The organism is Paraburkholderia sp. BCC1885 (assembly GCF_900996235.1).
Taxonomy (GTDB): domain Bacteria; phylum Pseudomonadota; class Gammaproteobacteria; order Burkholderiales; family Burkholderiaceae; genus Paraburkholderia.
In genome coordinates, this window is the sequence record NZ_CAAJGM010000166.1 from 100873 (window position 1) to 110924 (window position 10052).

Below are 10052 nucleotides of genomic sequence, written 5' to 3' on the forward strand. Positions count from 1 at the left end.
ACTAAAAACGCCTGGCAGTGAAAACCCCAATGCTGTCGCGCGGGCTCCGCGCTCGTCAGCCGATCAGACTCAGCCGCACCGTGCGAGCCAATTCGTCGAGCTGAAACGGCTTGCGCAGAATGCTGCAACGCCGCACCGCAAGGCGCGAAATATCGACATCCGCGTAACCTGTCGCGAGAATGACGGGCAGGTCATCTCGCACCTCGCGCGCGGCGGTAATCACGTCGATGCCGTTCATGCCCGGCATGGCGAAGTCGACCATCAGCAGATCGGGTTGATCGCCGGCCAGACGCCCCAGCCCCGTTTTGCCGTCGTGCGCTTCGGTCACCACGTAACCGAGCATTTTCAGCGAATCGACCAGCATGCCGCGCACTTCGTTGTCGTCCTCCACCACCAGAATCCGCTTGACGCCTTGCACCTTTTGTTCGGCCATCGATACTGCTTCGGACTCCGACACAACCGGTTCGCGCATGGGCAGCCAAAGCGTCACGGCGGTGCCGTGCCCCTCTTCGCTTTCGATGCGTGCCGTGCCGCCGGTCTGGCGCGCAATGCCATACACCTGGCTCAAACCGAGCCCGGTACCCTTGCCGATCGGCTTGGTAGTGAAGAATGGATCGAACACGCGCGAGATCACATCGGCGGGAATGCCTGAGCCTGTATCGCTGAAGCGGGCCACGACATATTGGCCGTCCGCCAGCGTGGGGTCCGGCGCCATCCGCTGACTGACGCGTACCGAGAGCGTGCCGCCGCCCGGCATGGCATCGCGTGCGTTGATGGCGAGATTCAGAATGGCCAGTTCAAGCTGATTGGCGTCGGCCTCGGTCCACAATTCCTCCGCGTCGAACTCGGTGATGAACTGGATCGTCGAACCGAGCGAAACGGTGATGATGTCGCGCATGCCCTGCAATAGCGCCACTACGTCGACTGCCTTGAGATCGAAATTGCTGGTGCGCGAGAACGTCAGCAACTGGCCAGTCAGTTTCGCGCCGCGCTCGGTGGCGCGCTTCGCGGTCGCAGCCATGGTGCGGACACGCTCATTGTCGCTGACACGCGCAATCAATTCCGCGTTGACCATGATGACGTTGAGAAGATTATTGAAATCGTGCGCGATGCCGCCGGTCAGTTGACCGAGCGCCTCCATCTTCTGCGATTGCACCAGCACGGCCTGCACTTTGGCGCGCTCGTGAATCTCCTTCATCAGCCGGTCGTTCGCCGAGGCGAGCTCATGGGTGCGTTCGGCGATGCGGCTTTCGAGCGAATCGTTGAGTTGCACCAGAGCTTCCTGGGCCTCGATGCGTTGCGCGAGATGCTGGCGCGACACGTCGAGGTGCTGGCGCGAGTCGTATTGGCGAATGCGCGCACGCAGCGACGACGTGACGGCACGGCGCAGCGTTTCGGAACTGAGCGGCCGTTCGAGCACGACGACGTTGCCGAGCCGCTCAAGCACGTCAATACTGCGCGCGGAGCGCCGCGCCGCGTGATCGCCCGCGAGCAGGATGATCGGGAAATCGGACCACGCCGGCTGGTTTTCCAGCCACGCGAACAGCGGCGCGGCCTGATCCGCCGTCAACGCCTCTTCGGTGATCAGCGCGGTGCCTGCGCCGCCGCTCAGCTCTGCGGTCAGCGTCTGCATATCGGTGCAGCGCTCGCAATCGCGACCGTCCTTGCCAAGCACTTCGGCAATTACATCGGCATCGCGGCCGAACGGCGCGAGAATCAGAATACGGCGCTCCATGGATCGGTTAACCTGCACGAGCAATCACACCCTCGGGAGAAGACAGCAACGCGGTATTCCCCTTGTACGAAGGCAAGCCGGTCAGCACGCCGTCGAAATCGCGCAGGGCTTCGCCGATTTCCACGCCGTCGTTGCCGAGGCGGAACTGGCGAATCGAGCGCTCATGCGCGTTCGCCCGGCTCTTCACAGCGGCGACGGCGGTCAGCACTTCGCCGTTATGCTCGAAGTAGCGGAACAGCACCACCACGTCGCTCAGATAGCTGATGTCGATATCGTTCTGCACTTCACCGATGATGCCGTGCTGGCCGAGCACCAGCATCGTGATGGCGCCCTGCTGGTTCAGGTAGCCGAGCAATTCATGCATCTGCAACAGCAGATAACGTTCGCCGGGCATGGCCTGCAGATAAGCGTTGAGACTGTCGATTGCGACATATTTCATGCCGCGCTTTTCGACGGCGCTGCGCACGTCGCTGGCAAACTCGCCCGGCGACATTTCCGCCGGATCGATCTGCCGAACCGTTAGTAGTCCTGTTTCAATATGCGGCCGCAAATCCATGCCGAGATTTCTCGAACGCAGCAGCAGCGTATTGAGTGTTTCGTCGAATAAGTAGTAGATGCAGTGCTCGCCGCGCTGCAAAGCCGCGAGCAGACACGACACCACCGTCGTGGTCTTGCCCACGCCCGAAGGTCCGATCATCAGCGCGCTGGTACCCGGAATCAGGCCGCCGCCGAGCAGTGTGTCGAGACGCCCCGTGCCCGTGCTGCGCGCTCGCGAGTCGAACTCCGCATGGTGCTCGGCGGCCACCAGGCGCGGATAGACATGGATGCCGCCGGTATCCAGCGTGAAATCGTGAAAGCCCTCGCGGAACTTGACGCCGCGCATCTTGGCGATGCGCAGTCGGCGGCGGTTGCCGCCATAATCGTGCGCGAGGCTGTCGAGGCTGATCACGCCGTGCGCGATGCTATGCAATTGCAGGTCGCCCGGCTCCGACGAATTGTCGTCGAGCAACAGCACCGTGCAGGCGCGGGTCGCCAGATAGCGCTTCAAGGCCAGAATCTGCCGGCGGTAGCGCAGCGGATTCTGCGAGAGCAGGCGCAATTCGGACAGGCTGTCGAGGACGATCCGCACCGGCCTTAGTTCGTCGATCTGCTGGATCACGTCGCGCACGGTTTCGCCCAGCTCGACTTCGGCGGGCTGCAAGACTGTCTGCTCATATCGCGGGTCGAGCCCCTCGTCGGACAGCAGTTCGACAATCGTGAACTTGCTCACGTCCCAACCGTGGCTCTCCGCCACCGAGATCAGTTCCGACTTCGTCTCGGACAGCGTGATGTAGAGACCGGTCTGTCCTTCAGAAGCGCCCCTCAGTAAAAACTGCAAGGCCAGGGTCGTTTTGCCGGTGCCCGGCGCCCCTTCGATAAGGTACATGCGGTGCGGCGTCAAGCCGCCGCCCAGAATGTTGTCGATTCCATCAATCCCCGAGGAGAGGCGCTCCGCTCGTTGTTTCGCTATGTTTTCGCTCATGGCGTGACGTCATCATCTGACGTAATAGTGGCAAATGGTCCAACCGCGGCGAGTCATTTTTTCCACTCGCTTCGTCAGCCGGCGTCTTCGTCCGAGCAAAATGCGGGCCACCGCGATTTGTGCAAATGCCTCGCTGCGCTCCACAGGCCCGTCAAAAGCCAAATTCAGTTTTGCGAATCCGGGCGACATTACACGCCGGTTCCGCGGGAACATTCGGCCAGCAGGCCCCTCCTACTGGAAGGCCGGCCCGCCGCAACGCAAACGCGCGGCCTGCGAGGGCAGGCCCGGCCGTTGCGGAATTGTCCTTGTGGTATCCGTCGGCAACTTGATGCGCATTACGGCGCCAACCGTATCTGTCCCAGCCCCTGTCTCAAGGAACGAGGATCGCAATGGAATCACGTGGAGGACGCTCGATCGAAGTGGACTTCTTCCGCGGGATCGTGTTGATTGTCATTGTTTTGGACCATATTCCCGGCAGCGCGCTGTCGCATCTGATGCTGCACGCCTACGCGTTTTGCGACTCAGCCGAAGTGTTCGTGTTTCTCGGCGGCTATGCGTCGGCCGCGGCATACACCGCCGTGCTGACGCGACGCGGCCCCGGCGCCGCGCAAATGCGCTTCGTCAAACGCTGTTGGGAGATCTACCGCGCGTATCTGCTGACGGCGCTCTTGACGCTCGTGTCCGGCGCACTGCTCGCGCTGTTCCATCTGAATCAGCCGATGGTCGATATGACCGGCTGGCCGCCGTTTGCGACGCAGCCGCTACGAGCCGCGCTCGATATTCTGGTGTTGCGCCGCCAGCCGTATCTGTCCAGCGTGCTGCCGATGTATGTCATCTTCGCGCTCTGCGTGCCGCTTGCCGTGCCGCTCGCGCGGCGTTCCGCGGCGGCCGCCTTGATCCTGAGCGTGACGATCTGGGCCGCTGGGCGCCCGCTTGCAGCTTTCTTCAGTATTGACGACGTCGGCGATTGGGCTTTCAATCCGTTTGCATGGCAATTGATGTTCGTGCTCGGCATTGTGAGCCGCGTGCATCCGGTAAGCGCGGACTTCCATACGTCGAAGGCGGCGCGCTGGCTGGTGCGGGTGGGTCTCGTTGCCGTGCTTGCTTTCGCGATTGCCAAACTTTTCGTGCTGACGCAGCCATTGCCCGGCACGCTTAAACAGAATCTCTCGGTGGATCGTGTGCTCAACTTTCTCGCCATTCTTTGTGTCACGGCCCGGCTGGTGCGCGGCGGCAGCATCGCCTGGCTGGCCGAGCGCCTGCCGTCGGTAGTGCGGGTGGGGCGCACCGGGCTCGTCTGCTTCGTGGCCGGCACGCTCGTTTCGCTGATCGTCGATACGGCCACGCCGCACGCTTTGCACGGCGTGACGGGCGTGCTGGTGGCGCTGGGCGGCGACCTCGTCGCGATCACCGCAATGCTTGCCATTGCGCGCGGCTGGAGCGGCTGGAAAGAGACCTCATCACGCGCCGCCGTGCGTGGCGCCGGGTGCGGATGAGCGCGAGGCGGGCTGTCATGGCCGGACGCGTCGCCAGAGGCTGGCGTGCGCGCGTGACGTGCGCGCTGCTAACAGGCGCGGCGTGGCTGCTTGCACCCGTCAATGCCATGGCGCTGTCGAACGAGGCCGCGCCGTTGGCCACGCAATGCGCGCCTCTCGCCGGCACGATGCTGCCCGCGCGGCTGATCGCCTTGCCCACGCGCGGCGCGCATATCGACAGCGCCACGATGATTCCCGCCACCGCCAGCGGCAACCAGAGCGGTGAGTTCTGTCGCATCACCGGCAGCATCAAGGCCATGGAACCCAACACGCCCGACATTCACTTCGACCTCAACTTGCCGGTGCGCTGGAACGGCCGCGCGCTGCAACTCGGCGGCGGCGGCTATGACGGCGTGGTCGTCAGCGGCCTGGGCGTGATGCCGTTTTCGCCGCTCCACGCGCCGCTCGCCGAAGGCTATGCGACGTTCGGCGACGACTCCGGCCACACCGGCAATTCCGCGTTCGCGGAATTCGGTCTCGTCAACGAGGCGGTGGTCAATTTCGGCTACGCACACCTGAAGAAAACCCACGACGCCGTGCTTGCGCTGATCGAACGCGTCTACGGCCGGCCACCCGAGAAAATGTATTTCGCCGGCGGCTCGACCGGCGGCCGCGAAGGCTATACGGTGATGCAGCGTTTCAGCGACGACTACGACGGCGTGATCGCCAATTCGCCGGCGCTCAACTTTTCCGGCGTGCGGCTGCTCGGCGTGGCGCTCGGCCGCGCCGAATACGGCGTGCCGGGTGGCTACGTGCCGCCCGCCCTGCTCGAGCGCGTATATCAGCGCACGCTGGATGTGTGCGACAAACTCGACGGCGTGGCCGACGGCATCGTCAGCGACGTGGAGGGATGCCGTCAGCACCAGCAGGAGATCATCGATTCGCTAAGCTGCCCGGCGGCCGCGGCAACCGAGCCGGCCGCGTCTTCGAACAGCAACGACACCTGCCTCACCGCGCCGCAGCTCGCCACCCTGCTCGTGCTGCGCAACGGCCTCGCGCTGCCCTACCCGCTCGCGTGGCACGCGAACACCTACGCCGGCTACAACGTATTCGAAGGCACCCGCCTGACCGGCATGCTCGGCCTCGCGCACGATCCGGTGCGCCTGCCCTCGCCCACCTTCGTGGCGAACGGCTACCTGTTCACCCAGGGCGACAGCTATCTGCGCTACTTCGTGACCCAGGACGCGAACTTCAATTCCGTGAACTTCGATCTGCAGCACCCCGGCCGCTATTTGCGTCAACTGGTCGCGCTATCCCAGACGATCGGCGCGATGGACACTGACCTGTCGCGCTACATCGCGCATGGCGGCAAACTGATCACGCTGCACGGACTCGCGGACGAAGTCATCAGCCCGAACCAGACCATTGCGTATCACGACGCGCTGATCACCCGCTATGGCGCCGACAAGGTCGATGCGTTCATGCGCCTCTACATGGTGCCGGGCTATCAGCACGGCAACGGCGTGTTCATTCCTTCGGTCGATCTGCTGAGCGCGCTCGACGACTGGGTCACGCACGGCGTGTCCCCGGAAACGCTGAGCGCAACCGATATCGCCTTGCCGACGAATGGACGTACCCGGCCGTTATGCCGCTATCCGCTGTTTCCGCGCTATCTGGGTCACGGAAATGTCAATCATGCGGGCAGCTTCACGTGCGCCGAGCCGTAACGCGAAGGCATTGGCTGAGCTCTCAGTGACCCGCAGCCACGCCGCGGTTGCGCATCGCCGCCGCGCCTTGACTTCATTGGATTTGGGCGTACCGTAAACAGACCACCGCACGTCTGCCGAGCCGGGACTCGCAAGGAAAGACCATGGGCAACCGATACGAACGCTCGCGCCTGTCGCGTTCCTTCACGTACAAGGGCATCCAGTACCATCCGGGCATGCTCGCCGTTCTGGCCGCCCAGGTCGTGTGTCTCGCCGCTTTTTCGTTCGCCGCCAATCTGCTGAGCCACGACAAATGGATGTCGGTGACGCTCGTCTTTAGCCTGCTATTCGGACTGATTCTGTCGCTGGGATTTTTCGGCACGTGGAGTCAGTTCCGCGACGATATCGACCTATGGACGTTCCTCAATACCAACCCGGTCGAGTCCGCCGTGGCGATCGCCACGGCTGGCGAAGTCATCGCGATTCTGATGATCCCATCCGCCACCTGAGAGCGAATCTGGGCAGACGCCGAACGCACCGTTGACGTGCATTCGGCGCATGCCTGTTGGGATGCGACGGCGTTACGGAATCAGCCAGAGCGCCGCGCCGTAAATGACCAGCGACACCGCAAAGGTCACCGCCGTGTAGCCCATCACGCGCTGGATGCGAATGCCCGCAATCGCCACCACCGGCACGGCCCAGAACGGCTGCAGCATGTTCGATACGTTTTCCGCCATCGCCACGCCCATTGCGGTGCGCGGCACGGAAGCATGCAGGCTCAGCGCGGCCGGCAACACGAACGGCCCTTGCACGGCCCAGTGACCGCCGGCGCTCGGAATCAGCAAGGTGATGATCAGCGAGCTCAGATAGCTCAGCACCGGCAGCGTCACCGGCGTGGCGATCGCGACGAAAGTCTTGGCGATCGTCGATGCCAGTCCGGTGCCGGTCATGATGCCCATGATGCCGCCGTACACCGGGTACTGCAGCAGCATCGAGCCAGTCTGGCGCGCGGCGCGGCGAATCGCATCGGCGTAGGCGATCGGCGTGCGTTGCAGCGCGAGGCCCACCAGCAGAAAGATCAGGATCGTCGTGTTGATGTCGAGCTCGAAGCCCTTCTCATGCCAGGTCATGGCGAGATAGCCAATGCCCAGCACGAGCAGGATCAACGTGCCCAGCATCGAGCGCTCCATGCGCGCCGCCAGCGAGGTCGGCAAAACGCCGCGCGCGTGCGGATCGGCGTCGGCGTTTGCCGCTGCATTCGCATTCGCGCTCGCGCCGGCTTCCGGTGTGGTGTCGTTAAAGGCCACGACGTGTTCGGGCTTCGGATGCATCTTGATGAAGATCGCCGTCATCACCACCACCACGAGCACGCTCGGGATAAAGACGAACGACGCGAACACCGTTTGGCTCAGCGGAATTACCTGGCCGGTGGCTTTTTCCACCAGATTCAGCGCGTTGCCGTGCGACGCCTGCGACAACGCAATCGAACTCGACAGCCCGCTATTGCAAACCGACCACGCCGAATAGCTGCCCGCCACCAGCCACGCGAAATCCACTTTCACGCGCCGCGCGATTTCACGCGACAGCAGCGCGCCGACGATCAGCCCGAGTCCCCAGTTGAGCCATGCCGCCACGGCGACGATCGGGAACACCAGCAGCGCGGCCCGCGCGGGCGTATGCACGCCGGCGGCCATCTTCCGCAGACCGCGCTGTACGAGCGGCGCCTCGGCGATGGCGTAACCCGTCGCGAGAATCAGAATCATCTGCAGCGCGAAGCCGAGAATGCCGAAGGTGCCGCCGTACCAGGATGTCAGGATCACCGGCAGCGTCGCATGTGGCGCAAAGCCAAACGCCAGCAGAATCACGACGACGGTCAGGCCGATCGAAAGGACAAACGGGTCCGGCATGACCTGCTCGAACACGTAGACGAGGCCCGCGACGATGCCGCGGCGTTCACTGGAATGTGAGTGGGGGTGGGCTGAACCGGTTTCGCTGTTGTCCATGATGTCTCTTCCTCTGGCCGCGTCCTGAGGTGCGGCATGTCTCACGAGCCGCGCCTCGGGCGTGCATTGATGCGCGGCATGAGGATCGTCAAACGCAGCCTATGTGCACGCCGGCGCGCGGTATCGCGGCACGAACCCTACCTGATTTTGGGATTTGTTGCTCTGAAGCCGACATGACGCAAACACACGTCGAAAGCATGCGCAAAAACCCGCCGCGGAGCGGGCGGACGAGTGCGTTATCGTCTGAAGAATGCTGCTTTGGGGAGGCGGAATGCAAAGGACTGAAGCAAGGGGAAAAAGCGGAGGCGGAAAAGACCGAGGGCAGCCATGGCTGCCCTCGCTTTGATACCTGCTTTGACGTGATGCTTAGAACGCCGTACCGATCTGGAACTGGAACTTCTGGTACTGGTCGCCGGCGTGCTTGACGAGCGGGAAGCCAAGGCTCAGCTTGAGCGGCCCGATTGGCGAGATCCACGCCAGACCCGCGCCATATGCGTAACGCAGGCCGTTAGCGCCGACGCTGTTACCTTCGTCGCCCCAGACGTTACCGCCGTCGAAGAACGTGAAGACGCGCAGCGTGCGGTCGTAGCCGGTGCCCGGCAGCGGGAACGTCAGTTCGATGTTACCCACCAGCATCTTCGAGCCACCGATCGGGTCGCCCGTCGACGCGTCACGCGGACCCAGCGAGCTCGGCTCGTAGCCGCGCACCGAACCGATACCGCCTGCGTAGTAGTTCTTGAAAATCGGGTACGGCTTGCCGTCGAGACCGTTACCGTAGCCGCCCTGGAAGTTCAGGCCGAGCACGAAGCCCTTCGCAAACGAGTAGTAGTACTGTGCCTGCAGGTCGGCCTTGTAGTAAGGCGTACTACCGAGCGGCGAACCATATTCCGCGTTCGCTTGCGTGAAGTAACCGCGGCTCGGCACCAGCGCGCTGTCGCGATTGTCGCGTGACCAGCCGATCGTCAGCGGAACGTTGTTCGACACGCGGCCGAAGTCGTTCACGTAGTCGATATAGCTTTGCGGCGTGGTGGAGTCGACGTCCAGACGGTTCTGTTCGAAGCCGAGGCCGAAGTACACCATGTCCGCTTCGGAGAACGGAATGCCGAACTTCATGTCCGCGCCGGCCGTAATGATCCGGAAGCTGGTGTCGGTCTGGTTCGAGTAATACAGCGGCTCGCTGGTCCGGTAATAGACATCGGTAATACGCTTGATGCCGTCCACCGTGAAATACGGGTCCACCTGCGTGACCGTCAGCGTGCGGAAGGTCGTGGCCGTGTTCACGTTGACCGCGAGACTCGTCCCCGAGCCGAACACGTTGTCCTGCGACACGCCCGCCGAAATGATCGGGCCTTCGCCGGAACCGTAACCCAGACCCAGCGTGACCGAACCGGTCGGCTTCTCGGTGACCTTCACGTCCACGTCGACCTGGTCGGCCGTGCCTTCGACCGGGATGGTCGTCACGTCGACGTCCGTGAAGTAGCCCAGGCGGTTGATACGGTCTTTCGACAGCGCGAGGCGGCTCGAATCGAACCACGAGCTTTCGAGCTGACGCATTTCGCGGCGCACCACTTCGTCGCGCGTGCGGGTGTTGCCGACGATGTTGATGCGGCG

7 protein-coding genes are annotated in these 10052 nt (G+C 63.3%); 3 read left to right on the forward strand and 4 right to left on the reverse strand.

Annotated features, from left to right (window positions below; all coding sequences use genetic code 11):
- Positions 1-55: 55 nt before the first annotated feature.
- Together FQ755_RS16125 and FQ755_RS16130 are read right to left on the reverse strand one after the other, a co-directional pair.
- On the reverse strand, positions 56-1735 hold the full coding sequence (locus FQ755_RS16125) for an ATP-binding protein (protein ID WP_144155847.1): 1680 nt from the start codon (positions 1733-1735) through the stop codon (positions 56-58).
- Between the two features lie 7 nt (positions 1736-1742).
- Complete coding sequence (locus tag FQ755_RS16130; protein ID WP_144155848.1) at positions 1743-3257, reverse strand: ATPase domain-containing protein; 1515 nt, start codon at positions 3255-3257, stop codon at positions 1743-1745.
- A 389-nt stretch (positions 3258-3646) separates the two neighbouring features.
- On the opposite strand from FQ755_RS16130, the gene FQ755_RS16135 reads away from it, so the two are divergent.
- The 3 genes from FQ755_RS16135 to FQ755_RS16145 all read left to right on the forward strand — a co-directional run bounded on the left by FQ755_RS16135 (position 3647) and on the right by FQ755_RS16145 (position 6947).
- Positions 3647-4753, forward strand: coding sequence for an OpgC domain-containing protein (locus tag FQ755_RS16135; RefSeq protein ID WP_144155849.1), 1107 nt, complete (start codon positions 3647-3649; stop codon positions 4751-4753).
- 17 nt (positions 4754-4770) lie between these two features.
- Positions 4771-6459: a tannase/feruloyl esterase family alpha/beta hydrolase gene (locus FQ755_RS16140; protein ID WP_144155850.1), complete on the forward strand. Its 1689-nt coding sequence runs from the start codon at positions 4771-4773 to the stop codon at positions 6457-6459.
- A gap of 143 nt (positions 6460-6602) precedes the next feature.
- Positions 6603-6947, forward strand: coding sequence for a hypothetical protein (locus tag FQ755_RS16145; protein ID WP_260858620.1), 345 nt, complete (start codon positions 6603-6605; stop codon positions 6945-6947).
- A 72-nt stretch (positions 6948-7019) separates the two neighbouring features.
- On the opposite strand, the gene FQ755_RS16150 is transcribed toward FQ755_RS16145, so the two are convergent.
- Together FQ755_RS16150 and bamA are read right to left on the reverse strand one after the other, a co-directional pair.
- Positions 7020-8441: a TIGR00366 family protein gene (locus FQ755_RS16150; protein WP_144155851.1), complete on the reverse strand. Its 1422-nt coding sequence runs from the start codon at positions 8439-8441 to the stop codon at positions 7020-7022.
- A gap of 366 nt (positions 8442-8807) precedes the next feature.
- Positions 8808-10052: outer membrane protein assembly factor BamA (gene bamA / locus FQ755_RS16155; RefSeq protein WP_144155852.1), on the reverse strand; the 1245-nt coding region annotated here is incomplete at its 5' end.